General features: G+C 43.3%; 22 protein-coding genes and 1 tRNA gene. 12 read left to right on the forward strand and 11 right to left on the reverse strand.

The features are described from left to right. Positions 1-11: 11 nt before the first annotated feature. Both K1X66_01455 and K1X66_01460 read right to left on the reverse strand, forming a co-directional pair. The gene (locus tag K1X66_01455) at positions 12-410 is read right to left on the reverse strand and encodes a PIN domain-containing protein (protein MBX7157042.1); all 399 of its coding nucleotides are present in this window, start codon (positions 408-410) and stop codon (positions 12-14) included. A 3-nt stretch (positions 411-413) separates the two neighbouring features. Next, the gene (locus K1X66_01460; GenBank protein ID MBX7157043.1) at positions 414-659 is read right to left on the reverse strand and encodes a hypothetical protein; all 246 of its coding nucleotides are present in this window, start codon (positions 657-659) and stop codon (positions 414-416) included. 122 nt (positions 660-781) lie between these two features. Between K1X66_01460 and mutS the strand changes: the two genes are divergently transcribed. Together mutS and K1X66_01470 are read left to right on the forward strand one after the other, a co-directional pair. After that, a complete protein-coding gene (mutS, locus tag K1X66_01465) occupies positions 782-3,289 on the forward strand; it encodes a DNA mismatch repair protein MutS (protein MBX7157044.1) in 2,508 nt (835 codons plus the stop codon). A gap of 10 nt (positions 3,290-3,299) precedes the next feature. Further along, positions 3,300-5,198: a DUF4914 family protein gene (locus tag K1X66_01470; GenBank protein MBX7157045.1), complete on the forward strand. Its 1,899-nt coding sequence runs from the start codon at positions 3,300-3,302 to the stop codon at positions 5,196-5,198. Here K1X66_01470 and K1X66_01475 read toward each other — a convergent pair. Then, positions 5,195-5,575, reverse strand: coding sequence for a DUF1801 domain-containing protein (locus K1X66_01475; protein ID MBX7157046.1), 381 nt, complete (start codon positions 5,573-5,575; stop codon positions 5,195-5,197). The two genes, K1X66_01470 and K1X66_01475, sit on opposite strands and share 4 nt — an antisense overlap. Positions 5,576-5,593: 18 nt before the next feature. Further along, positions 5,594-5,682: transfer RNA gene (locus K1X66_01480), tRNA-Ser, on the reverse strand. Positions 5,683-5,778: 96 nt separating this feature from the next. On the opposite strand from K1X66_01480, the gene K1X66_01485 reads away from it, so the two are divergent. The 4 genes from K1X66_01485 to K1X66_01500 are packed head-to-tail and all read left to right on the forward strand — an operon-like array spanning position 5,779 to position 8,520. Further along, the gene (locus K1X66_01485) at positions 5,779-7,260 is read left to right on the forward strand and encodes a menaquinone biosynthesis decarboxylase (GenBank protein ID MBX7157047.1); all 1,482 of its coding nucleotides are present in this window, start codon (positions 5,779-5,781) and stop codon (positions 7,258-7,260) included. A 41-nt stretch (positions 7,261-7,301) separates the two neighbouring features. Continuing rightward, positions 7,302-7,586 (forward strand): hypothetical protein, encoded by a 285-nt coding sequence (locus K1X66_01490; GenBank protein MBX7157048.1) that lies wholly within the window; start codon positions 7,302-7,304, stop codon positions 7,584-7,586. Beyond that, on the forward strand, positions 7,583-7,969 hold the full coding sequence (locus K1X66_01495) for a type II toxin-antitoxin system VapC family toxin (protein MBX7157049.1): 387 nt from the start codon (positions 7,583-7,585) through the stop codon (positions 7,967-7,969). The genes K1X66_01490 and K1X66_01495 overlap by 4 nt, the downstream gene beginning before the upstream one ends. After that, positions 7,966-8,520: a UbiX family flavin prenyltransferase gene (locus tag K1X66_01500; protein ID MBX7157050.1), complete on the forward strand. Its 555-nt coding sequence runs from the start codon at positions 7,966-7,968 to the stop codon at positions 8,518-8,520. Before K1X66_01495 ends, K1X66_01500 begins: the two co-directional genes overlap by 4 nt. On the opposite strand, the gene K1X66_01505 is transcribed toward K1X66_01500, so the two are convergent. Further along, complete coding sequence (locus K1X66_01505) at positions 8,517-9,416, reverse strand: flap endonuclease (protein MBX7157051.1); 900 nt, start codon at positions 9,414-9,416, stop codon at positions 8,517-8,519. The genes K1X66_01500 and K1X66_01505 overlap by 4 nt on opposite strands. After that, positions 9,397-9,996, reverse strand: coding sequence for a 5-formyltetrahydrofolate cyclo-ligase (locus K1X66_01510; GenBank protein MBX7157052.1), 600 nt, complete (start codon positions 9,994-9,996; stop codon positions 9,397-9,399). Before K1X66_01510 ends, K1X66_01505 begins: the two co-directional genes overlap by 20 nt. A 70-nt stretch (positions 9,997-10,066) precedes the next feature. Here K1X66_01510 and K1X66_01515 point away from each other — a divergent pair, with 70 nt between their 5' ends. Both K1X66_01515 and K1X66_01520 read left to right on the forward strand, forming a co-directional pair. After that, positions 10,067-10,927, forward strand: coding sequence for an MBL fold metallo-hydrolase (locus tag K1X66_01515; GenBank protein MBX7157053.1), 861 nt, complete (start codon positions 10,067-10,069; stop codon positions 10,925-10,927). Positions 10,928-11,011: 84 nt separating this feature from the next. Then, positions 11,012-12,364 carry a hypothetical protein gene (locus K1X66_01520; protein ID MBX7157054.1) on the forward strand — a complete coding sequence of 451 codons (1,353 nt, stop codon included), beginning with the start codon at positions 11,012-11,014 and terminating at the stop codon, positions 12,362-12,364. A 71-nt stretch (positions 12,365-12,435) separates the two neighbouring features. Here K1X66_01520 and K1X66_01525 read toward each other — a convergent pair whose 3' ends face one another. Further along, on the reverse strand, positions 12,436-14,508 hold the full coding sequence (locus K1X66_01525; protein MBX7157055.1) for a sodium-translocating pyrophosphatase: 2,073 nt from the start codon (positions 14,506-14,508) through the stop codon (positions 12,436-12,438). Positions 14,509-14,770: 262 nt separating this feature from the next. Here K1X66_01525 and K1X66_01530 point away from each other — a divergent pair, with 262 nt between their 5' ends. Together K1X66_01530 and K1X66_01535 are read left to right on the forward strand one after the other, a co-directional pair. Beyond that, positions 14,771-16,051 (forward strand): porin, encoded by a 1,281-nt coding sequence (locus K1X66_01530; protein MBX7157056.1) that lies wholly within the window; start codon positions 14,771-14,773, stop codon positions 16,049-16,051. A 252-nt stretch (positions 16,052-16,303) separates the two neighbouring features. After that, the gene (locus K1X66_01535) at positions 16,304-17,587 is read left to right on the forward strand and encodes a porin (protein MBX7157057.1); all 1,284 of its coding nucleotides are present in this window, start codon (positions 16,304-16,306) and stop codon (positions 17,585-17,587) included. 124 nt (positions 17,588-17,711) lie between these two features. Here K1X66_01535 and K1X66_01540 read toward each other — a convergent pair whose 3' ends face one another. Both K1X66_01540 and K1X66_01545 read right to left on the reverse strand, forming a co-directional pair. Continuing rightward, the gene (locus K1X66_01540; protein MBX7157058.1) at positions 17,712-18,953 is read right to left on the reverse strand and encodes a hypothetical protein; all 1,242 of its coding nucleotides are present in this window, start codon (positions 18,951-18,953) and stop codon (positions 17,712-17,714) included. Positions 18,954-19,233: 280 nt separating this feature from the next. Beyond that, the gene (locus K1X66_01545) at positions 19,234-20,274 is read right to left on the reverse strand and encodes a hypothetical protein (protein MBX7157059.1); all 1,041 of its coding nucleotides are present in this window, start codon (positions 20,272-20,274) and stop codon (positions 19,234-19,236) included. 131 nt (positions 20,275-20,405) lie between these two features. On the opposite strand from K1X66_01545, the gene K1X66_01550 reads away from it, so the two are divergent. Then, positions 20,406-22,202 carry a hypothetical protein gene (locus tag K1X66_01550; protein MBX7157060.1) on the forward strand — a complete coding sequence of 599 codons (1,797 nt, stop codon included), beginning with the start codon at positions 20,406-20,408 and terminating at the stop codon, positions 22,200-22,202. Here the strand turns inward: K1X66_01550 and K1X66_01555 are convergent. Both K1X66_01555 and der read right to left on the reverse strand, forming a co-directional pair. Continuing rightward, complete coding sequence (locus K1X66_01555) at positions 22,191-22,688, reverse strand: hypothetical protein (protein MBX7157061.1); 498 nt, start codon at positions 22,686-22,688, stop codon at positions 22,191-22,193. The genes K1X66_01550 and K1X66_01555 overlap by 12 nt on opposite strands. Beyond that, a complete protein-coding gene (der, locus tag K1X66_01560; protein ID MBX7157062.1) occupies positions 22,675-24,129 on the reverse strand; it encodes a ribosome biogenesis GTPase Der in 1,455 nt (484 codons plus the stop codon). The genes K1X66_01555 and der overlap by 14 nt, the downstream gene beginning before the upstream one ends. A 101-nt stretch (positions 24,130-24,230) precedes the next feature. Between der and gndA the strand changes: the two genes are divergently transcribed. Then, positions 24,231-25,631, forward strand: a complete 1,401-nt coding sequence (gene gndA, locus K1X66_01565) for an NADP-dependent phosphogluconate dehydrogenase (protein ID MBX7157063.1) — start codon at positions 24,231-24,233, stop codon at positions 25,629-25,631. Positions 25,632-25,668: the final 37 nt, after the last annotated feature.

The raw sequence follows: 25,668 nt of genomic DNA on the forward strand, positions 1-25,668 counted from the left end.
TTCTAAAATCTTTACTTATTGTGTTGACGACAAAAGTCGATTGGCGACATGGCTTTAATTGGGGAACGACGATAATCAGAATAATTTCGAGACACAATAAAAAGGGCGCCAAAACTCACTGCTGCTGCCGCCTGCATGGCATCTTCCAAATCTGACATCGCATAATTCAAAGCATGGCGCATGGCAAGAGTAGAAACTGGCGCCACCTCTACAAACTCTAATAAATCTCGAACAAATCCTCTCACATCCCCTCGACAAAGATAAAATAAATTAGCTAAAGAATGCCAGGCTACTGCTGCTAAACCCGGCCTTTTTTCCGCCCAATCCAAAATCGCTGCACTCGCCTGCCAATGCTCCGCTCGCTCTAACGCCACATCCAATAAAACATCGCAATCAATTAAAATGCGCATCGCTCATTCCAGATCATAATGTTTCGCCAAGGCTCGATAACGCTTTTCCCTTTTACCAGCCAAAGCCAATCGCCCCTTCCACTGAGTCGTGAAAGTTTGAGAATTTTTTCTCTTCCGCCTTGTCCCTGTTGATGCTTGGCTCAATAAATCCTCAACCAACGCTGAAACACTGGTATTTCTTTCTCGAGCCAAATACTTAGCGCGTTGGGTTACTTTAGGATCCAAGGTTAGATTCACGTGCTGCTTCATTAATACATATTAATATAAAAAATATGTATTTGTCAAGCTAATAGCAAACGGGGCGCTTGCCTTACCATTAACAAATTTTCTCTTCTTTTGACTTCATAGTTTTTTTTCCTTAACGTAAAACTATGTCCGGGGAAACTCTTACACCCATGATGAAGCAGTATTGGCAAATGAAAAAACAGTTGCCCTCTAACACATTGCTGCTTTTTCGCTTGGGCGATTTTTATGAGCTTTTTTTTGAGGATGCTCAGCAGGGTGCTAAAATTTTAAATTTAGCTCTTACTCAACGCAATGGCACTCCCATGTGTGGCATGCCTTATCATGCTGCCAATGCTTATATCACCAAACTCATTGCCGCAGGAAAACGCGTCGCGATTTGCGATCAAATGGAAGCGCCTCGACCTGGTCAAGTGGTCAAACGTGAAATTACCCAAGTGCTTTCGCCCGGAAGCGTCGTGGAATCGGAAACTTTGGATGGCAAAAAGCCAAATTATTTAGCTGCTATTTTTGAGCGAGAAAAAAATTATGGCTTTGCTTTTTTAGATACAACTACTGGCGATTTTCGCGTCACCGAATGTTTCGATCAATCTAAGCTCCAAAGCGAAATTGCAAAAATTTTACCTTCGGAAATTATTATCCCTGACGAATCGGACCATTTCACTTTTCTCAAAGAGTTGCCCACTGTTTTTTCCAAACATGAACCCTGGTCTTTTCAATATGAGACGGCTTATCAAACGTTGCGCGATCATTTTAAAACCCAGTCGCTCGACGGCTTCGGTTGTCAAAATTTATCCGCAGGCATCTCAGCTGCCGGAGCTCTTTTACATTATGCTACAACTATTTTGCGTCGCTCTTTAGCTCATGTTCAAACATTGCGCGTTTATCAAAGCGAAGCCTTTATGGTTTTAGATGAAACCACGCGTCGGACTTTGGAATTGGTGGAGCCCGCCCGTGCTAACGCACCTTATGAAACAACATTGCTGGGCGTTTTGGATCATACCTGTTCGCCGCTTGGCGGACGACGTTTGCGAGATTGGGTTTTGCATCCTTTAAGGGAAAAGCAAGCGATTCTCGCGCGACAAGATGCGATTACTTTTTTATTAAAAGATTCTTTTCCACTCAAATCTTTGCGCGATCTTTTATCTGAAATTCGTGACATAGAACGTTGCATTGGTCGTTTGACTCAAGGTTCAGGATCCGGTCGAGATTTGCTCGCGCTCCGATTTTCACTCGAAAAAATTCCACTTATCCAAGATTTTTTTCAAGACCCTTTGCCTTCCTTGCTACAAAACCTCAAACAATCCCTTCACCCCTTGCCCGAAGTGGTGGAAAAAATTAAAAAAGCGATTCATGAGGAATGCCCGCCTATTTTGCGTGACGGTGGCGTTATCGCTTCAGGCTTTAACTCCCACTTGGACGAACTTCGCTCTGCATCTACGGAGGGCAAACAATGGATTCTTCAGTTGCAACAAAAAGAACAAGATCGCACAGGAATTAAGTCGTTGAAAGTTCGTTACAATTCAGTGTTTGGTTATTACATCGAAGTCACCAAAGCCAATTTAAATAGCGTGCCAACGGATTATCATCGCAAACAGACTACCGTAAATGCCGAACGTTTTATCACACCTGAACTCAAAGAAATGGAATCCAAAATTTTGGGCGCTGAAGAAAAGGCCAAAGCTCTGGAGCAAGAAATTTTTCAGGAAGTCAGACAATTCATTCTGCAATTTATTCAACCCTTGCAACAGACCGCAGAACAACTCGGCGTTTTGGATGCAATGACCAGTTTAACCCAAGTCGCACGACTCCAAGCCTATCACAGACCAGAAATTCTCGAAGAATCTTGCTTGGAAATTTCCGAAGGTCGCCATCCGGTTCTGGAACAATTAACATTCGAGGAAAGATTTGTTCCCAATGACACCTTTCTCAACTCACAAACACAACGACTCATCATTCTCACCGGACCTAACATGGCGGGAAAAAGCACTTATTTGCGTCAAGTTGCGCTGTTAACCTTAATGGCTCATCTCGGATCTTACGTGCCAGCCAAAAGCGCTCGCGTCGGTTTAGTCGATCGCATTTTCACGCGAGTAGGAGCATCCGACGATTTATCACGCGGTCAAAGCACTTTCATGGTTGAAATGAATGAAACCGCAAATATTTTGCATCATGCGACCTCGCGCAGCTTGGTGGTGCTCGACGAAATTGGCCGCGGCACTAGCACCTTTGATGGGCTTTCAATCGCTTGGTCAGTCGCAGAATTTTTGCATAACGAAATTAAAGCTCTCACTCTTTTTGCCACGCACTATCACGAAACCAGCAGCCTTTCACAAAATTTAACCGCCGCTAAACTCATGAACGTGGCCGTGCGCGAGTGGAACGACCAAGTGATTTTCCTGCGAAAAATTGTCGAAGGCAGCGCTGATAAAAGTTATGGAATCCAAGTCGCACGCTTAGCCGGTTTGCCTAAACCCGTCTTGGAAAGAGCCAAAATTTTATTACAAGAACTCGAAGAAAATCAGATTACAGAACCTAATTTGCTGCCTAATCATCTTAAAAAACCGGAGAAAAAAATTAAACCTCGCCCTACCAAATCGGTTGAAGAATTGTTACCGGGTTTGGAAAACTCATAAACTATTTATCATGACGGACTCTAAAACCAAACCTGATTGGGGTCGTTATCATCCTCCATCCGATGCAGCAGTCATTCTAAAAAGCTGTCCACGTTTAACCATCGCCAGCTCACCCTCGGAACTTCTCGATTTAGCATGTGGCAACCCGACTAACAATCAGTTTGAAGTTGCGTATGAAGTAGAAGGAAAAGGGCGAATCGTGGAAGCAACGGTAGCGCGCGTCCGCAACGGATTAAGCGCTAATTATAACGAACCTTACATGCGCCGACGTGAACCAGATTGTCTCGTCATTGGTGATAATCAACCCACAGATAAACCAACTTTTCGTGAAAAATGGGAAAAAGATTTTGCGCCCATACGCGAACAAACTTTTGCTTGGCTCAAAACACAACCCCTCATCTTATTCGGATTTGTTGCTGGCGGTGAGGGCATTGGAATGAATGCTCTGGTAATCATGCCTGAGAATGCTGGTTTTTTTGCGTTTGGGTTGGCTTTGTTACAAGGCATTGTGCCTTACGAAAAAATTTCATCGAATTTTTCGCCTCAATGCGTGATTTATGTGGCTCCTCCTTTTCGTCACACTCATTTTGAAGGGCAACAAGTCGTGGTTCATAACCGCACCACCGACTTGCATGAACTTTTTTCTTATAATCTTTATCCTGGTCCCAGTGCTAAGAAAGGTGTTTATGGCGCTTTATTAGGTTTGGGTGAACGCGAACAATGGATCACCGCCCATTGCTCAACCGTTCAAGTCGTTACTCCTTACGATAATGTGGTTACTTTCATGCATGAAGGTGCGAGTGGCGGTGGTAAAAGTGAAATGTTAGAACAAGCTCATCGTGAAGCGGACGGTCGACTGCTTCTTGGAAAAAATATCATGACTTCAGAACGTCGATATTTAACCATAGCACGATCCTGCGATCTTATGCCTGTAACCGATGACATGGCACTGTGCCATCCTTCATTGCAATCGGACAAAGGTAAGCTCGTGGTTCAAGATGCAGAAAATGCTTGGTTTGTCCGAGTGAATCATATCGATCAATATGGAACCGATTTACCACTCGAACGGTTAACAACTCAACCACCCGTTCCTCTTTTGTTTTTAAATATCGATGCCGTGCCCGATTCTCGCGCCATGTTGTGGGAACCCACCCTCGATGCGCCTGGTCAACCTTGCCCCAATCCGCGAGTTATTATTCCACGTGAAATTTATCCCGGAGTCGTTAGTCAACCTGTTAGCGTGGACATCCGAAGTTTCGGAGTGCGTACTCCGCCCTGCACTCGCGAAAAACCCAGTTATGGCATCCTTGGTTTTTTTCATATTTTGCCACCAGCTCTCAGTTGGTTGTGGCGATTGGTAGCGCCACGCGGCTATGCAAACCCCAGCATTGTTCAGACAGAAGGCATGAGCAGTGAGGGCGTAGGCTCTTATTGGTCTTTTGCTACAGGTCGAAAAGTCAATCATGCCAACTTGTTACTAGATCAATTTTGCACGCACACCAACATGCTGCACATTCTTTGTCCTAATCAACATGTTGGCGCTTGGCGAGTCGGCTTTGTTCCACAATGGATCGCTCGCGAATATTTAGCCCGGCGCGGCCATGCCCCATTTCGATCTGACAAAGTTCGAGCTGCGCGATGCTCTCTCTTAGGCTATGCGCTTCATGAACTCCATGTCGAAGGCATTATGATTCCTCGCTGGTTTTTACAAGTCGACACTCAACCCGAAGTCGGCGAAACCGCTTATGATATTGGCGCCAATCAATTACGAGATTTCTTTGAGCAACATCTTAAAGATTTTTTGGAACCGGATCTTAATCCTTTAGGAAAAACCATCATTCAATGTTGCTTGGATAAAGGAACCGTAGCTGATTTTGAGAAATTGATTTCTTCTAAAATGGGTGCTTAGTTATTGACCTTCAAATTTCTTTCCACTTCTTTTATTCGATATTCAACTATTTTTTGAATTAAATCATAAGGAATGACTTCATCTAAAGGAAATTGAATGGAGCCTTTTCCGCTTTTATATGGCTGCAAATCTTTTTCAAAAGCTCGAATTCCCGAGGGAGAAGGATAAAAACCAATATGATTTTTAAAAGCTGCAAAATGAACTAAGTTTTTATTATTCAACTTAAATGTAGGCATTTGATAGCTTATCGCCTCAATTGTTTGAGGTACCGTTCTTTTTATAGTTCGTCTTATTTCCTTAAGAAGCTTTTGAACTTTTTTAGGAGTGGCTTTGATATATTCATCTACCGTTTTAAAAGATTTAAGAGATGCTGACATATTGAGATAGTTAATCTATGGCGGAAGGGAAGGGATTCGAACCCTTGTTACCTTTTGGGTAAACACACTTTCCAGGCGTGCGCATTCGACCACTCTGCCACCCTTCCTAAGATGGATTAAGATAAATTTATCTTCGAGAGAAGCAAACCAGAAATTAACGAGTTAGCTGGAATTCTTACGATTTTCCTTTCATACTCAAAATTATGGCTTTTGATGGCATGCGGAGTTTTTTAGAAACGCTCGAACAAAAAAAGGAATTGTTGCGTATTACCGATTCCGTTTCTTGCGAACTAGAAATTACGGCATTAGCGGATCATGAAATGAAACAGCCTTCAGGCGGCAAAGCGTTGTTTTTAGAAAATGTAAAATTAAGTAGTGGCGAAAAATCGCAGTTTCCTGTTGCCATTAACAGTTTTGGCTCACACGCACGGATGGTTTCAGCTTTGGGCGGAAAGCAGCCCGATATGATCGCAGACGAAATCGCATTTTTATTAAAAGCAAAACCGCCCAAAAGTTGGCAGGAAACGTGGGAATTAATTAAGCGCGGCATTCGCGTTTTACATGCAAAACCAAACCACGTTTCGAAGGGTGCTTGCAAAGATGTAATTTATCGCGGTGAATATTTAAAGCGATTTAATTTAACCCATTTGCCTATTTTAAAATGTTGGCCGGAAGATGGCGGGCCATTTATTACGTTGCCAACGGTCTATACGCAAGATCCTGACACGGGTGATCGGAATATTGGAATGTATCGCATGCAGGTTTTTGATGGAGTAACCACGGGCATGCATTGGCAACTGCATAAAGTGGCTGCGCGTCATGGAAAACGTTATTTTGAGCGTAGTGAGCGCATGCCTGTAACGGTTTGTTTAGGAGGCGATCCGATTTATACGTTTGCTGCAACGATGCCCCTACCCGATGGTTTGGATGAAATTTTGTTAGCCGGTTTTTTACGACAAAAATCAGTCCCGATGATTAAATGCGAGACTAATCATTTAGAAGTGCCCGCCGATTCAGATTTTGTGATTGAAGGTTATGTGGATCCTAAAGAGCCAATGCGCGATGAAGGACCCTTTGGCGATCATACCGGATTTTATACGCCGATTGATCGCTACTCAGTTTTTCATGTTACAGCGATTACGCATCGCAACGACGCCGTTTATCCTGCGACCATTGTTGGCAAGCCGCCGATGGAAGATTTTTATTTGGGCACGACAAGCGTGCGCATTTTGTTGCCGATTTTAAAAATGAATTTCCCTGAAATTGTCGATATTGCTCTGCCTGCCGAGGGCGTTTTTCATAATCTAGTTTTTGTCAGCATAAAAAAACAATATCCGCATCAAGCCTACAAAATCATGCACGGACTTTGGGGTATGGGTCAAATGATGTTTAGTAAATTTATTGTTGTCGTGGATCACGACGTCAATGTGCATGACACTTCGGATGTGCTTTTTCATTGGATGGCCAATGTTGATCCCCAACGCGACAGTTTAATCACAAAAAATCCTTCGGATAGTTTAGATCATGCACCCGCTGTAGCAAATATCGGATCGCATATGGGCTTCGATGCCACTACGAAACTACCGGCTGAAGGTTATCAACGAGGCTGGCCAGAAAAATGTCGTCTACCCCAAGAAATCGAAGAAAAAGCAGCCCAATTATTAAAAAAACTTAAAAACAAATAATGCCTATTGACATGCCTACATGAATACATTATAGTGTAGGCATGAAGAAAGGTAAAAAACATAAGCTGCATAAACCCTCACAGCAATACACCATTCGCGGCGTCCCGCCCGAAGTGGATCATGTATTGCGGGAAACAGCAGAAATAACAGGTATGAGCTTAAATGAAACTGCATTAGCAGCACTGTCCGAAGCCACGCTCAAAGCTGGCACTCAATCTGTCAAATATCGTGATCTGCGACCACTTGCTGGCAAGTGGCAAGAGGATCCCGAGTTTGATGAGGCATTAGCCGCACAACGAGTAGTAGATCCACGGGATTGGCAATGATTCTGGCACTAGACACAAATCGTTACATCGACTTTGCACGCGGTGTAAGCGAAGCGGTCGAACGATTGGAAAGCGCTGAGGTCATTGTCGTCCCTTTGATTGTATTGGCCGAATTACGCGCTGGATTTTATCGTACTTCACGAAGCGCACAAAATGAACGCAATTTAGCTTTATTTCTTAATCAACGACGTGTGGAGGTCGCCTCACCCAATGAAGATACAACTCATCACTACGGTCGGATTGCCGCGCATTTACAAGCCACGAAACAAATGATTCCGATTAATGATGTGTGGATCGCCGCATTAACGATTCAACATCGAATGGTTCTTTACACGCGCGATTCCGATTTCCAACGTATTCCTAACTTGGCCCTACTCACATGAAAATCGTTATTGCCATCACTGGAGCAAGCGGTTCGCTTTATGCGCAACGCTTACTCGCTTGCTTAGCTGAAACCGACTGCCACGTGGATGTAGTTTTAAGCTCGCACGCTGAAGAAGTGGCATTGGCCGAAGTTGGACAACTAGAAATTCCTAAAAAATTTTCGACTCACAACGATCGCACCATGCAAGTGCCTTTCGTCAGTGGCTCAGCTCCTTATGAGGCCATGGTGATTATCCCTTGCTCGATGGGCACGTTGGGTCGCATTGCGTTTGGTTATTCCGATAGTACCATTGCGCGGACGGCTGATGTTTTTTTAAAGGAAAAACGAAAACTTATTTTGGTTCCACGCGAAACGCCGTGGAATTTAATTCACGCAAAAAATGTTGTGCAAGTCATGGAAGCTGGGGCGATTATGTTACCGGCCATTCCATCATTTTACGGAAAACCAAAAACGATTTTGGAGGTCGCAGACACGGTGGTGGCAAGAGTTCTGGATCATTTGAATGTTTCGCATGATCTTGTGAAACGATGGAAAACGGAAAAAGATTAGAATAATTCTTTTTGAACTAAAACTTTTTGTTGAGCAAATTCCTGTTCGTATTCTTTAAGCAGCGTGCGAAATTCCAATTCTCTTAATTTTTCAATGAGTTGTTCCCAACGCGGTTGAATTTTCCAGGTGCGCCAATCCGTTGGAATTTGAACGGCGTGATCGAGTCGCACCATTTCGCGATTGGCAAGAATTTGAGCGCGATATTGGTCAATTAAATTGCGAACTTTTTCTGATTTGATCTGTGTAAGGTTTTGCAACAAATTTTCTAGACTCCCGAATTGCAAAATCAAACCCGCAGCCGTTTTCGGACCCACCCCAGGCACTCCGGGAATGTTGTCAGACACGTCACCAGTCAATGCTAGCAAATCCCCTATCCTTTCTGGCGGCACTCCCCATTTCGCGATAACTTCGGGGGATTTAAGAATTTGATAAGCTTCGCCTGACGTTGATTTTGCAGGACTATAAATCGAAACCGAGCCATCAACGAGTTGCATGAGATCTTTATCATTGGTTGCTAAAATTACCTCGGCTTCGGTCGCAACTTGACGCGTTAAAGTCGCAATCGCGTCGTCGGCTTCTTGGTTCGGGATACAAAGTAGATGGTAGCCCAGAAGCTCAGTGAGTTGATAAATAGTCGGTAATTGTGCCTCCAAACTTTCCGGCGTTTCTTTACGATTGGCTTTATATTCCGGCTGAATTTTCAAACGCCATTCTGGCACACCACAATCAAACACAATCGCTCCTAGATCAGGCTTCAACTCCTGGGTCATGCGTCGAATCGCCTTGATAAAACCAAAAACAGCGTTAGTCGCTTCTCCTTTTGAATTATGCAAATGCGCAATCGCATAAAAAGCGCGATAGGCATAGTAATGACCATCAACCAGCAGCAGTCTCATGAACGTGAATAATTCTAATGATTTCTTGGTCAGTTAGAATCATATCCAAAGGAAAATCCCAGATGTCTACGGGCAAAAGATCAACCTCTTGAACCGAATAAAAAAGGCCAATGCGAAATGCTTGGGGAGCCCGACTAGCAAAAAAACGGTCAAAATGACCCTTACCCCGTCCCAAACGATGTCCTCGACGATCAAATGCCAAGCCAGGCGTTAGAATAATTTCCAGAGTTTCCGGAGCCGCTTCTTTTTCTTGATCAAAAGGTGGTTCAGGAAAACCGAGCGAATTAGGCATTAACTCTTCCCATGCTTCCACCCACATGCAATGCATATCAACTTGTTGCGGACCAACAAAAGGGAAAGCGACCTGTTTGTTCATTTCGCGTAGTTGAAGGAAAATGGGCTGTGTATCAATTTCCTCTGGTAAAGGCGCAAAAAGAAGAAATTTGTCAGCTTTTCGAACTTCGGGCAAGTCAAAGAGTCGTCTGGCAACTTGCTGCGACCATTGTTGACGTTGCTCGATGGTGACACCTTGAAGAGTTTGGCGCAGGTGCTGGCGCAATTCTGGTTTGGCATTAATCATAGACTATTATAAAGTTGTCGCGAAAAAAAACTTTACGCAAGCCGCGAATTCTCATGCTAGCATTATAACCATGACTGTTAGAAAAAAGAAACAACGCAGTTTTATTACCGAAGTTTTGTTGCCTTCTTTATTCACTCGTCGATTAGGCCAAAGACAAAAACCCATTTTTCCTAAACTTAAAACAGGACAAATTGGGATTACTTGGATTGGGCACGCTTCTTTTCTCATTCAAACTCCTCACCACAATTTGCTCATTGATCCCAATTGGGCCAATTGGCTGGCAGTCATTCGTCGGTTGCGTCATGCCGGATTTCATATCGATGATTTGCCCAATATTGATTTAGTTTTAATTACCCACGCTCATTTTGATCATCTGAATCGTCGAAGTTTGCGACAGATTGCTGACCAGCAACCTATCGTCGTTCCCGCCGGCGTGAGCGGTTTAGTGGAAAATATGGGTTTCCATTTCATTCACCAAATGAAATGGTGGGATACCTGGCAACATGATGGTCTGGAAATTACCTTTACTCCTGCAAAACATTGGGGTGCGCGGTTTTTAGCAGACACCCATCGGGGTTTCGGAGGCTATGTTATTCGTTATCATGACCGATCCATTTATCACGTGGGCGATTCCGCCTATTTCGAAGGCTTCAAAGAAATCGGAGAACGATTAAAACCGGAGATTGTTCTCATGCCCATTGGCGCTTACGATCCACCCTCCGGTCGTGACGTCCATATTTCTCCTGAGCAAGCAATCGAGGCCTTGGATGATTTAAAAGCAAAACTCTTAATTCCCATGCATTTTGGGACTTATCGCATGAGTTATGAACCCTTTCATGAGCCGCCCGAGCGTTTATTGCGAGCGGCCGTGAAACAAGGCGCTCTTTCTCAAATTCGAATGTTAAACGAAGGCTTGCCGGAAGTGTTTTAAGACTAAATAACAGCCTAATCATCATTTGACAAAGCCTGTTTAATAGATTTAATTAAGAGTTATTATTAATTAACTTTAAGCTATATGGGTCTTTTCAAGGATTTAATTAAAACAGTTTTCAAACGGGGTCGTATCATGAGACTCTCCCCGACGGCACTTACAGCTCGCGTAACAACTTTTCGGACAGAAGGCTATGCCGCTATTGATCAAGTATTAGAGGGGCACAGGGCAAAGTTTAGTACAGTAAGATGGGATTTAAAAGCTGCATCTAGGATTTCTGCCGAAACAGAGCGCTCTTTAGGAAAGATCAACCCAATCGTTCGAAGTGCCTACTATGGGGATCGCCTTGAGATAATCCACGCAAAAGCAGTTAAAGCCGCCCGAGCCGCCCATGACTCCTTGTGGAGTGCATCAGAAGGTTTTTTTAAGGCCGCAAAATCCAGGGAAAAAAGCACTTCCTTTCGCGAAGTTGATATAGGGTCTTTAAAAGATGAGCTGCTAAAAACCATACAAGAAATAGAAAAAGGAAATCCCTATCACCGTGGAAATATCAGTGCGAATTCTAATGATGCTCATACAGCTCTTAAACAATTTTGGGAAGAAAATTTAGACGTCCCCTTAACAGACCCCTTTATAAAAGGTAAAGCCTTAAAAGAAATTGATGATTCATTCAGTATATATTCCTCCTATGATAACGCAGTTTTAGCAGTCCAAGCAGAAGCTCATTGTGCATTTGATGCTGTTGCGAAAATGGATTTAAACTCTCCTGCAAATATTGAACAGGCCGAGGCTATCATAAATAGTTTGCTCACCAAAATGGATCAAGCTAACGAACTTGGATTAGCTGCTCAGGAGTCAACAAAAGAACTTGTTGTTTATAACACTCGAATTATGACACAGGTTGTTATCGAAGGGGAAGATCGAATATATCAGGGTGCGGGTATTGCAGCAGGCATTGGAACTCAAGCTAGCGGTTCCGCATCAGAAAAGCCTGAAGAACCTCCTCCATATGTGGCTACAGGATTGGAAGCGGTTGGGGATGCTATGGACACTATAGATAAAGGTCTTGCTACAGTAGTCTCAACCAAAAACGCTTTATTAACTGGCGGCTTGCTCCCAAACACCGGTCATCAAGCCCTAGCTAACGAAGAGCAAGCTGCTAAATTCGTAATGGAAAATGCTGTGGCACCCGTTTTGAAAACGAGAGATGGGATGGAAGTAGTAGAAGCTTTGGGTGAAGCAACTCGCTCTATCGATGCTACTATTGATATAGGCGTTAAAGGAGTTGAAAGTTTAGGCAAAGCGTTAGACAACAACAATGAGGCTCCTTCCACTATTAACAATGCAAGAAGAAGAATTGATGAGGTCTTGCAGAAAACTCAAAACCCTGTTGATACTTCTTGGCAAGAAAAGCCAACAGTTCATTTAGGAATTTAATCCAACTGATTTAATTCTCTATTTTAGAGACCTAAACCACTTTCAATTGTTCTAAATCAGGTATTCGTTTTTTACTTAAAGAAAATCGGAATAATTAAAATCGCGACAATATTAACGACTTTAATCATCGGATTCACAGCAGGCCCCGCGGTGTCTTTATAAGGATCGCCAACCGTGTCACCTGTCACACTAGCCGCGTGAGCGGGAGAATGTTTGCCGCCGTAATTACCAAGTTCGATATATTTTTTAGCATTATCCCATGCGCCACCGCTAGAAGTCATGGCAATGCCAATAAACAGGCCCGTAACAATCGTGCCAACTAAAACACCACCGAGAACTACTGGCCCCAAAGCTGGAATCGCTGCTACTCCAATAACAAAAATAAGCGGCAATAAAGCGGGTAAAATCATCTGACGCAAAGCGGCTTTGGTTACAATGTCAACGCATTGACCATATTCAGGTTTTTCTTCACCTGTTAAAATGCCGGGTTTCGCTCCAATTTGACGACGCACTTCGCGAACGACTGCACCCGCTGCGTTACTGACAGCGTCCATACTATAAGCAGTAAACATAAAAGGAAGTAATCCACCGATAAATAAGCCAATAATGACTTGCGGCTCTTTTAATGAAAATTGCAACGTATCCATAAAATGAGCATTCCCAGAAAGAACAGCTTTTAACTCTTCCACATAAGAACCAAACAAAACCAACGCCGCCAAACCCGCTGAAGCAATTGCATAACCTTTTGTCACGGCTTTCATCGTATTACCGATCGCATCCAATTCATCCGTCACAGTTCTTACTTCGCTCGGTAAGGCAGCCATCACCGCAATACCACCCGCATTATCCGTAATCGGACCAAACGCATCTAACGAAATAATAATACCCGCCAAACTTAACATCGCTACCACAGCAATCGCAATGCCATAGAGACCCGCAAAATGATAGGAAAACAGAATCGCAATACCGATAAATCCAACCGGCAACGCTGTAGCATGCTGACCCACACTCAAACCCGTAATGATATTCGTAGCGTGACCCGTTTCCGAAGAACGCGCAATACGACGCACGGGATCATATTGCGTGGAAGTATAATAGTTCGTTATTAAAACCACAACATATGTCATCACAATACCGACCAATGAAGCATAATAAAGGGAAGTCGCACTTTTTACCGTTCCATTAATCGCTAAGCCATTCGGAAAAAGATAGTGCGTAATCGGCCAAAAAAGAATCGCAGAAAACAGCCCGCTAATTAAAACCCCGCCGGTTAAAAGAGAGGCGGGTTTTCCTTTAAATAAATTAATAAAAGCTATGCCTAAAATTGAACCAATGATGGAAAGACCGCTTAATAAAAACGGAAACATCAAGGCTGCCGGATTATCCACAGTCAGAAATCCGATGAGAACTGCACCAATCAAACTTACTGCATAAGTTTCAAAAACGTCCGCGGCCATCCCCGCGCAATCTCCCACATTATCGCCCACGTTATCAGCAATCGTGGCAGGATTACGAGGATCATCTTCTTCCAATTTGCTTTCAATTTTCCCCACTAGATCCGCACCCACATCCGCAGCTTTTGTATAAATTCCTCCACCTAACCTGGCAAAAACCGAAATCAAACTACTACCCAGCGCCAAACCGACTAAAGCGTCCAAAGCCAATTTCACATCACCCGTTTGTTTCAACATGAAATGATAAAAAATTCCCACAGACAAAAGAGCCAAACCCACAACAAGCAAACCCGTAATCGCGCCACCATTAAAAGAAACTTTCAACGCAGAATGAATCGATTTCGAAGCCGCTTGCGTCGTTCGCACATTCGCGCGCACCGCAATCGTCATCCCAATGTAACCCGCCATCAAAGAACAAACTGCGCCAATTAAAAACCCGATAGCCGTTTGCATGTTGCGAAAATTCCACACTAAAACAAAAATCAAAATCGCAATCACGCTAATGGTCATCACCTGACGATGCAAATAAGCGGAAGCTCCCTCCTGAATTGCCGTGGCAATCTCTTGCATACGTGCATTGCCACTATCCGCCCGCAAAATCATACGAATTAGAACAAGTGCTGCTAAAAGACTTACTCCTCCAAGGGCCAAAGCAACTGTCATCGGATATTGAATCAAAATCTCTTTCATGGGAATCTTACCTTCATTTTATTTCATTCACTAAATTGGGCAGGAGAATGGGGAGTTTTGCTAATTGTTCAAGCTTAAATAATAAATTAGTGACAAGCGATAAACGGCAGATAATAAAAAATCGCGCTTATGAACAAACACATGAAAATGCACCATTTATAAATCTTAATAAAAATTAATTGACAAAACAAAAATGTTATTTTAACCCTTTGCTAGGGTAAATCGCCCAATTAAGGATTAAGGAAAAATAAGGAAAAATCACATGAAATTAAAAAATCTCCTAAGCGGAGCTTTGGCCTTCGCATTGTGTCATTCTTCTGTCAATGCCGGTGAAGAAGCTACCGAAAAAAAAATCAAAGAACTCGAAGCTGCGATTGAAGATCAAGGCATCTACGTTGAAACTTCGCAAAAAGGCATCGTGTTGAGCGGTTATGTCGACACTAGCTACACCTACAATTTCAATGGTGGGGGCACTTCTGCTGGAGGAAAAGAGATCACTGACGTTTCTGGAGTTGGTAACGACAGCCAAGATTTCAGTCTCAATGCTGTAAAACTTGCACTGGAAAAAGCCTTGCCCGAAGAAAATGAACTGGCAGCCGGATTTCGCATTGATCTGATGATGGGTGAAGATTGGCAGGACAGCACAGAAACAGGCGTTTTCGTCGAACAAGCTTATGTGCAATTTCGTGTTCCTGTTGGTAATGGCTTAGATTTTCGCTTCGGAAAAATGATCCCTCTCTTGGGTTATGAAGCGTATGAAAGACCCGCCAATGACAACTTTTCTTACGGCTTGCTTTTTACCTATGCTTACACTGGTTTCGATACTGGGATTGATATGACATATTCCTTTACCGATTGGTTGAGTGCAACCCTGCGCTTCGCCAACACCGATGGTGATGATAGTGGTTTTTATGATAACTCCGACGTGTCCAAATCAATTTCAGGCTCCATCAATTTTACAGCTCCCGGCGAAAATGCTGATCTTGCTTTGCTTTTCTATTATGCTCCAGAAGGCACCGCCAATTACAACGTGCCCGTTCGAGTTGATGGTGAAGAAACTTTCATTGAAAATGATCAAGCTGTTATCTTTAACATGTATGGAAGTTGGCTGCCAAAAATGTTTAATGATAAGTTAAAATTAGCTTTTGATGCCGCAATCGGCTTTACCCAAGATAATTATCTCGCCGCAGATAGCTCTGAGAATAACGCCTCGTTCTGGGGCATCGGACTTTATGCCAAATACCAATTCACCAAAGTTTTCAGCTTGGCTGGACGTGCGGAATATCTTCATGACAGCGATGGTACAGCCAAAGCGGCAGACTCTTTCGAAGACGGATTCGATTTTCGTGATTCCCCTATCTATACATCACAAACCGATCTTTATAGTTGGACCCTCACTGCGGGATTCGATATCTGGGAAAATCTCTTAACCCGAATCGAATATCGTTTGGATGTTGCAAGCTCCGATGATGCCAACAATGCTTTTAACAACGATCAAAGCACACAGCATACGCTGTCCTTCAACATGGCTTACCAATTTTAATAAATTCGCTGTTAGCTTAACCAAATTAAGCATTCAGCAGTTAGGCTTTTCTATAGATCACCTATACAACTTAACGGAGAAATTCATCTAATCATAAAAAAATTGGATGTTAGTTAGCTAACATCCAATTTTTTATTTCTACTTCTTTATTTTCTTTATCTGTTATCGTTTTTAGTCGTTACTTAAGACTAGGCACTTGTTGATAATTAAAGTGTTGACAGAAAATACAAAATTCAATAGCACGTTAATAATATGAAATTAAGACTCATTCTCAATTTAGTTGTTTTAACCCTTACTATCAATTTTACTCATGCTGCAGAAGATCCTACTGATAAACGAATTAAAGAACTTGAAGCTGCGATTGAAGATCAGGGAATATATGTCGAAACTTCTCAAAAAGGTATTGTCTTAAGTGGTTACGTCGATACCAGCTACACCTACAATTTTAATGGAGGCGGGACCTCTTCCGGAACAGGTCGACCTGTTACTGACGTTTCTGGAGTCGGCAGCGACAGCCAAGATTTCAGCGTTAATGCAGTCAAACTTGCTTTAGAAAAAGCGCTTCCCGATGAAAACGAGCTTGCTGCAGGTTTTCGCGTCGATCTTTTGATGGGTGAAGACTGGCAAGATGGCACGGAGGTCAGTGGTGTTAACGTGCAACAGGCTTACGTGCAATTTCGCGCTCCCATTGGCAACGGCCTCGACTTTCGTTTCGGGAAAATGGTTGCTCTACTTGGCTACGAATTGGACGAACGTCCCGCTAATGATAACTTTTCTTACGGCCTCCTTTACACTTATGCCTACACGGGACCTGATACGGGCATCGATATTTCCTACTCTTTCACCGATTGGCTATGCGCCACTTTACGCTTTGCCAACACCGATGGGGACGATAGCGGATTTTACGATAACTCCGACGTTTCAAAATCGATTTCAGGTCAAATTTGCATGACTTCCCCTGGAGAAAATGCCGATTTAGCATTAGGTTTTTACTACGCTCCAGAAGGCACAGCTAATTACGGTATTCCGATTCGAGTCGATGGTGAAGAAACGTTTGTGGAAAATGATCAAGCGCTTATCTTCAACATGTTTGGAAGTTGGAAACCCAAGATGTTTAACGACAAATTGAAACTCGCTTTTGATTCCGTCATCGGTTTCACCCAAGACAATTATCTTGCCGCCGATAGCTCTGAAAACAACGCATCATTCTGGGGCATCGGACTTTATGCCAAATACCAATTTACCAAAGTTTTCAGCTTGGCTGGACGCGCGGAATATCTTCATGATAGCGACGGCACAGCCAAAGTGGTTGATTCGTTTGAAGACGGTTTCGATTTCCGTGATTCTCCTATCTACACTTCGCAAACTGATCTTTATAGTTGGACCCTCACCGCTGGATTCGACATTTGGGAAAATCTCTTAACCCGAATCGAATATCGTTTGGATGTTGCAAGCGCCGATGACGCTAACAACGCTTTCAATAACGATCAAAGCACACAACACACCCTATCTTTCAATGTGGCTTATCAGTTTTAACCTTCAATTTTAATAAGTCACCACATTCGGTTAAAAGTGTAAAGGCAACTCCGAAACAACTTGGAGTTGCCTTTTTGATTGGGATAAACCACGGAAATGGATATCACCAAAAACTTATTATTTTTTATCTTCCAATAGACATGGAAGATGCTGGCCCCATAGAAGAATCCTCAGTAAAAGCCTCCACCGACTGCTGTTTCCCCGCAGCCGCTGCCCACACTTCATCACTGGTACCTTCGCGTGGAACAGAAGGCTTCTGATCTGGAACATGAGAATAAGAAGGAAACTTTAATTCTCGAGCAGGCTTATCTTCAATGACAATTTTCCCTGGAGTTGGGTTTACTAAATTAATGATAGGATTAACCACCTGACCCGGAATCTTAACTAGAGAATCAGTAACAGGAGCTATGGCATTATCGACAGTTCCCACTACCGCAGGTTTAATCCCTTTATCAACTACAACGCCTAAAGGCTTAATCACCCCTTTTCCAATAGCATCCCCTTCCGCTTTATCCACAATTTCACCCGCATTCTTAATCTGACCGCCAGTCGCCACAAAACCAGTTCTATTCAATGCTCCAATTTTAACGGCATCGACCGCATCAAGAACAGGCGCAGCTGTGTCTAAAACCGGCATAACAACCGTTTCAACCGCTAAAGAAGTCGTATCCGCGATGGTATTCCAAGTAGCCTCTCCAGAAGTTGCTTTTTTTTCACTATCATCTCCAGTCAAAACAGGTGCAGTAAAACCAGCCAGCAATCTAGGGTCTGTCATAATTTTCTGATTGGCTTCCCTCACCACTCTTTCAGCCTCTTTAAGTTCAGCCACAGCCCGTTCTGCAGATCGTATAAAATCTTCAGGGTTTAGCTCCCTCTCCGCACTCAACATATCTTCAAATTTAGCTTTGGCGTTAGCCACTGCCTGCCAAGCCTTATCTGCTGCTTTTTTCGCTTGAGTAGCCGCCTCAATCACTTCAGGAATTTCAGTTGTTCTTTTAGCGAGCTCTAATAAATTTTTAGAAGCATCCACGGAACTTTGAGCCACTTCTTTTAAAGAATCGAGGGATCGATCGATTTCTATTTGAAGGGGTTTATTGCCTTTAATGTTATCTGCCAATCTATAATGACGATTTTCAACTAATGGCTTTAGCCTGCCTAATAAAGATTCAAAACTCTGAGTCAAAGTAGAAGCAAAATTTGCAGCTTCAGCAGCTGCCTCAGACGCGTAAGGAAGACTTTCTAAAGCTAACAATCGGCGCTGTTCATTCGTAGTTGCTAATCGTTCCGCACGAACCTGACGCTGAGCTTGACGCCGAGCCTCCAACCAATCGCCTATCGCTTTTAGAACTCTATTTTTCCCGCCCATAATCGTTCCCTTGATTTTTAATTTTCATAAAGATTAAAGTAATAAAACCTGAGTTGAAGCTTTTGTCAAATTAAGTTTAGCCCGAACCCTTAACCATCCCAAAACACCTATTTCCTTCACAAAATTTATGATCAATCTTGCTACACCGTTAGTAACAAGGAGAGGTTAGTTTTAATTTTTCAAATTATTAAAACCATAAAGGCAACTCCGAAACAACTTGGAATTGCCTTTTTGATTGGGATAAACCACGGAATGGGTATCACCAAAAAATTTACTTCTTTTACCTAGAAATAGGCATCGAAAGTTCTTCCGCAATTGAAGAATCCTCAGTAAAAGCCTCCACCGACTGCTGTTTCCCCGCAGCCACGGACCAAACTTCATCACTGGCGCCTTGCACGCTAGGAACAAAAGGTTTTTCTGGATTTTCTGAAGTTAAAGAAGGCAAGGGACAACACACTTCAGGAAGCGGTTCATGTTGTGGCGGCGCTTTTAATTTTGCACTTCCCCTTCCATCATCGCCAACTCTGGCTTCTTCGATAGAAGTTTCATAAGCTACTACGCCTTGAATCACAGCAGGCACAACTAGTCCATCGATCCATTGATCTTGCTTTTCAGGAGGAACCACAGCGCCAAACGGATTGAAAACTTCAGCCGCTTCCTGCTTTTCATGTTCCGCAACCTCTGCAACACCAACTCCTCCTACAAGACCACTAATCTCTTCACCGCCACGACTCACTCTAAGAGTGTTAGCAGCAGTCTCAACAGCAGTATTAGCCCATTCCGCTTCTTTCAAAGCAGCGGCTGCTGCTGCTTCAGCCTCAGCAAAATCCTCTGCAAGTCCACTTTTAGCCGCTTTTTCAAATTTAGCAGCGGCATCTAAAGCAAAAGTTCTCGCTCGCTCAATTTGTGCTATGGCTCCACGACTCTTTTCGTTAGAATCCAGCATGTCCGCTCGCGCTCCGTCACGTGCCTCCACGCCTGCTCGAAACCCGATCATTTGCTCATCAGAAACTTTACTCGGATGCACAACAGTTTTAGCTTCTTCTGCTGCTTCAGTAAAAGCAGCTCTTGCTTTATTTCCAGCATCTTCCAATTTTCTCGTCAAATCGTCAAAAGCTTGAGAAGCCTTTTGACAAGCTTGCTTGGTTCTTGTACTGCGACTGAAAAAAGCGACTAGCCCTCTTGCTCGACGAGCTACGTTAACCACACCCACTGCCTCGCTCATTAACCGAGCGGCTTTTCTCGCATCACGAGCTGCTATCACAGCTTGGAAAATCCTGGCCCCTCGAGCAATATCTCTTCCACTCATCGCATTTGCCATAATTTTCCTTTTTTGTGTATTTTCAAGTAATGAAACCCCATTAACAAACTTTGTCAAATTTTTCCTAATCTTAAATTGCCTATTTTTCTCAAAAACTTGGCAAGTATGGCGTTTACCCTACAGTGCAATCGATGCGGTTAGTTTTTGTTTTTTATCTTTTGATTGCATCTCAGGCAGTTGCAGAGTTGAAACAGCCCGAGATTTTATTGGCTTCAGCTTCTCCTGCTAAAGTGCCGGCAAATGGTTCGGTCGCCATCACTTTAACCCTTCAAGATCAACGAAAAAATCGTCCTTTTTCTTTTTCCAAAAAAGAATTCAGTTTTGTCATCGCTGCCCCTCCCCAACATGGCGTGCTAACCCAACTGCAGCAATTTCCCAGACAAGCCCAGTTCGATCGCGCAACGGTAGTTTACACTCACTCGGGCGATAACAATACCTCAGTCGACACCTTTGCGTTCGAAGCGCGGAGTGATGACGCTGTCGTTTCAGGCGTGGCTAAAATTCAAATTTTACAGCCTCAATTGACCATCGAACCCAAAACCGAATTGAATTTTGGTTCTATTATAGCTGAGCAATCTTCTTCCCAAGAAATTTTTCTTTTTAACTCCGGTGAAGTACCCGTAAAAGGCGTGTTAACAATTGCGCCTCCTTTTTCATTATCAGACTCCCTTTATTCATTGAGTCCCAACGAACGCAAAAAAATCATCATCCAATGTCAACCCCCAAAAGCAGGCGTTTATCAAGCTCAACTTCAATTCAGCTTTTCTCCGCAACTTCATTATCGCTTGGAAGCGACTGCCCTTTCGCCTTTGGCTTTTTTCCCTGAAATATTGGACTTAGGAACTCACGCGCAGAATGAGCCATTCACGGGGAAAATAAAACTTTTCAATCGCGGAAAAAAAATAAAGCGCGTTTCTTTAGTATTGGATCCTCCTTTTCACACGGAAAAAGAGTTTGAAACGATAGCGGGTGAAAGCGCTAAGGAACTCACTATTCAAGCCATCCCGCTAGCTCCCGGTTTTTTTCAAGGCAAAATCATCGCCCAATCCGCTCCTCATCATGCCATAGCGCAAACTCAGTTGAAAAGTTTGCGTGAAACAAAATTGGAAATGATCTCATCGTCTGATTTTGGGAAAAGAAATCTCGATCAAAAAATTTTCACTAACAATCTGTTGATTGCCAATCGCGGGGAGGTGACTTGGCTGGGAAAAGTCGAAACTCTCGACCCTTTTTATTTGCCCACGAAACGTTTTGAAGTTGGGGCAGGCAAAACACAAGTTGTAGAAGTCATTTTTCGTCCCCTGAATCAAAAAAAATTTCAGGAAAAAATAATTTTTACTGAAGAAAAAACGGGACGCGCTCAATCTTTTCCCTTACTTGCGGAAAGTTTTCTTTCTCATAGCACGAATCAGGTTTCACCCCTTTTTGGCGATTCTTTTTCCTCAGTCGCAGCGCTCCCTTTTCAAAAAAACATCATTTCTTCAGAACCCCTATTAGCGTTAACGGGTCTTTATCAGAAAATGGTGGAACCGGAAAAAGCTTTAATCAAATGGAAATCCCGCGAAGATCCCGCTCTGTTTCGTCTTTATCAAAATAAATGGCAATGGAACGCGGATAAGAGTCGTGTGATCGAACAATGGCAATGGTTGGAAGATGTGCCTTGCGAACGTTTAGATTCCGATTCGCTAGGATTTTTCGTGGATCGTTTACGCCCGAAATGGAGCTATGCCTTTTCCATTTGGCAAGTGGACGAGACTGGCCACGTGCTTGGTAAAGGTAACCCCTTTTTCATTGCGACTCCGGCTTCTGTGCTCCAACCGGTTTCTTATAAAATCTGGATGATTCTCGGCGCCACTTTGCTGGTGGGCTTGGGATTTTGGGCTTTGAAAAATATCAATCGTTGGTTTGGCGGCGCTTTAGGCGGCTGATTCTGAAACCGTCTGTCCCGCCAAAAGTTCATCCAACCTTTTCCATTGCGTTTCTGGCATGGAATTAAAAGCGTGAAGATAAATCAAAACATCAATTTTAGGATGGCCAGCAAAAAGGTTGTTCATCGCTTTTTCTAAAATCGCTTTTTCCGGTTCGGCAGGAAAATTTTCGACGCATCCAGCTTGATGTTCAATATGAAGTTCATTCAAAAAATCGGTGAGTAACCCATTTTTTTCTCCAAGCAACCACTCGGATAAACAACGAAAGGAAAGCGGCAACGAGGTGGGCAATTGCAACACAGTCATGATCTTGGGATTACGTTCCGTGCGCGGCATTTGTTGAATCACAGGAAGGCGGGTACCATGAGCTTTGCTTAACAAATGAAGCAATTCACGATAAAGCAATTTATTATTTTGATGCAAATAATCTAAAATTTCTGATGCTTTGCTCCCGGGCATCCACTGGAACAGTTCACAGGCGTTCATTGTTTTTTCTCATCTTTTTAGTTTGTGTGGCGACGCTAGCATGGCTCTTGCGACTTTTCCACTGCCAAATCAAAGGCAAACCATCAAGATGAAATGTTTTTCGAAGATGAGTTTCCAAAAATGTTAGCCAACTCGGCAGAAGCAACTGAGGGTCATTGCAAAACCCTAAAAACGTGGGTGGCTTCATGGTTGCGGTTGGATTAACAGCGGTTACATACAAAATTTTAAATCGTTTGCCCTGGCGCAGTGGCGGGGGGTGGCGCTGGATCAGTTTTTGAAGAGTTCGATTTAAAGGGCCGGTGGCGATGGGCGCTTGCGAGCGTTTGATTAAATCATCAATCGCCGCAAATAATTGGTTCAATCCTTTTTTCTCTAAGGCGCTCACAAAAATAATCGGAGCGTCGTAAAGAAAGAAAAGCTGTTGATGAATGGCTTGCTGAAAGGCTTCTTGGAAAGTTAACGTTTTTTTAGGAGCGCGACCTTGCGAAACCAAAGAAGGATCTTCCCATTTTATGCCGCGTGTTAAATCCCATTTGTTAACAATAATGAGACACGGCTTTTTGGCTTTTTGAATGAGGCCGGCAATTTTTTTATCCTGTTCAGTGATTCCTCGGTCGGCATCGATAACCAGCAAACATACATCGGTTCGTTGAATGGTGTGAGCGGTGCGCGCGGTCATTTGCCGCTCCAGTTCATCGGAAAGATGACGTTTCTGTCGCATGCCAGCGGTATCAATCAGGAGGTAAGGTTGTTGAGGTCGATTTTTTCTAAAATAAGGCACTTCAATCGCGTCTCGTGTCGTGCCCGGAATTTCACTCACGAGTGTTCGACTATCTTTCAGCGTGGCATTAATTAACGAGGATTTGCCAACGTTGGGGCGTCCTACGAAAGCAATTTTGATCGCATTACTAAAAGAAGAAGAATTTTTTTTCTCATTATCTTCATTTTCTGGCAAAGCGTGCAGGGCTTGTGTCATTAATTCAGTAACGCCCCGACCATGAGCAGCAGAAATGGCAATCGTTGGGGAAAAGCCTAATTTTAAAAAATCGTTCTCATAAAAATTTTGCTTGGGATCGTCCATTTTATTAACCACTAGAAAAACGTTTTTTTCTTCTCTTCGCAAAATTTCAGCAATTTCCTGATCCAACGGCGTTAACCCCGCTCGACCATCCACTACCCAAAAAATCAGGTCGGCCATGGTAATGGCCAACTCCGCCTCTTGCTGAATAGCTTCGGAAAAACCGGAAGCGTCTTCAAGCCCTATCCCCCCCGTATCAACCAAAGTCAAGGTGCGACCTTGCCAAAGACAATCCGCTACGAGTCGATCGCGCGTGACACCCGGTCGATCGTGCACGAGGGAAAGGTTTCTTCGAGCGAGCCGATTAAAGAGCAACGACTTGCCCACATTCGGGCGACCAACCAGGGCAATGGTTTTTTTCATTAGTATGTTGATAACAAATTTTTAATTTCTGTAAACACGGCCTTGCTTGATAAACAATTTTTCTTATCCTGCCATAGAAAAAAATAGGAAGAATAAAAAACATGAAAGATTTTGCTGTAGTTGGTTTAGGAGTAATGGGTGAAAACCTGATTTTAAATTTGGAGCGTAACGGAATTTCGGTTGCGGTTTACAATCGGTCTTATTCGAAAGTGGAGGATTTTTTACAGGACCGCGCTAAGGGCAAAGCCATTTCTGGCATGTCCACGCTACAAGAATTAGTGAAATCTCTTAGTGCACCCCGTCGTATTTTGCTTATGGTAAAAGCGGGACGCGCAGTGGACGCGGTTTTAGAAGAGTTAGTACCTTTACTTTCACCAGGCGATGTGGTGATTGACGGTGGTAATTCGCTTTATACCGATACAGATCGGCGTTATGAAACTTGGAAAGGTCATGGCATTCACTTTTTTGGTATGGGAGTGAGTGGAGGCGAAGAAGGAGCACTCAATGGCCCTAGCCTAATGCCCGGAGGCGATCGCGCCGCGTATGAATCGCTACAACCGATTTTAGAAAAAATTGCCGCTAAAACTGATTCTGGTCCATGCGTAACTTATGTGGGAGCCAAAAGCGCCGGCCATTTCGTAAAGATGGTTCATAACGGCATTGAATATGGCGATATGCAGCTTATTGCTGAGTGTTACGATCTTTTGCGTCACGCTTTGGGATTATCATTAGATGAAATTCAGCAGCTTTTTGAAAAATGGAATCAAGATCGTCTCTCTTCTTATTTGATCGAAATCACCGCCCGCGTCGTCAATGCCAAGGATGATTTAGGCTCGGGAAAGCCACTTATAGATTTGATCGTAGATTCTGCAGGACAAAAGGGGACGGGTAAATGGACCACCATGAGCGCCTTGGATTTAGGCATATCAATTCCTACTATTACCGCGGCGGTCGATGCCCGCCTCATTTCTGCGAAAAAAGAAGAAAGACAAAAAGCGGCTCAATGTTATCCTCGACAAATCGAGAGCAGAGAAAATAGTAAAGAGTGGATTCCTCAAATCGAAGCAGCGCTTTATTTGTCAAAAATTTGTTCCTATGCGCAAGGCTTCAGCATGTTAAAATTAGCTTCGGAACAATTTCAGTATCAATTAGATCTATCTGAAATTGCCAGAATTTGGAAGGGTGGCTGCATTATTCGAGCGATTTTTCTCGATCGACTACGCCAAACCTTTCAAGAAGAAATAAGTCTCAGCAACCTTTTAGTCGCAAAAACCTTTCAAGATGAATTGAAAAAAGGGCTCTCAAGCTGGCGAAACGTGGTAAAAATGGCTATTGACCAGAGAATTGCCGTTCCTGCCATATCAGCCTCTCTCAATTATTTTGAAAGCTATACACGGGAGCGTTTACCTGCGAATTTAATCCAAGCACAACGTGACTTTTTTGGAGCACACACTTTCGAAAGAGTGGATAAATCCGGCTTTTTCCATGCAAAATGGGAATGATTTTAAAATAAAAATTAAATCTTAATTATTTATTAAT

This window comes from Verrucomicrobiia bacterium, assembly GCA_019694135.1.
Classification (GTDB): domain Bacteria; phylum Verrucomicrobiota; class Verrucomicrobiia; order JADLBR01; family JAIBCM01; genus JAIBCM01.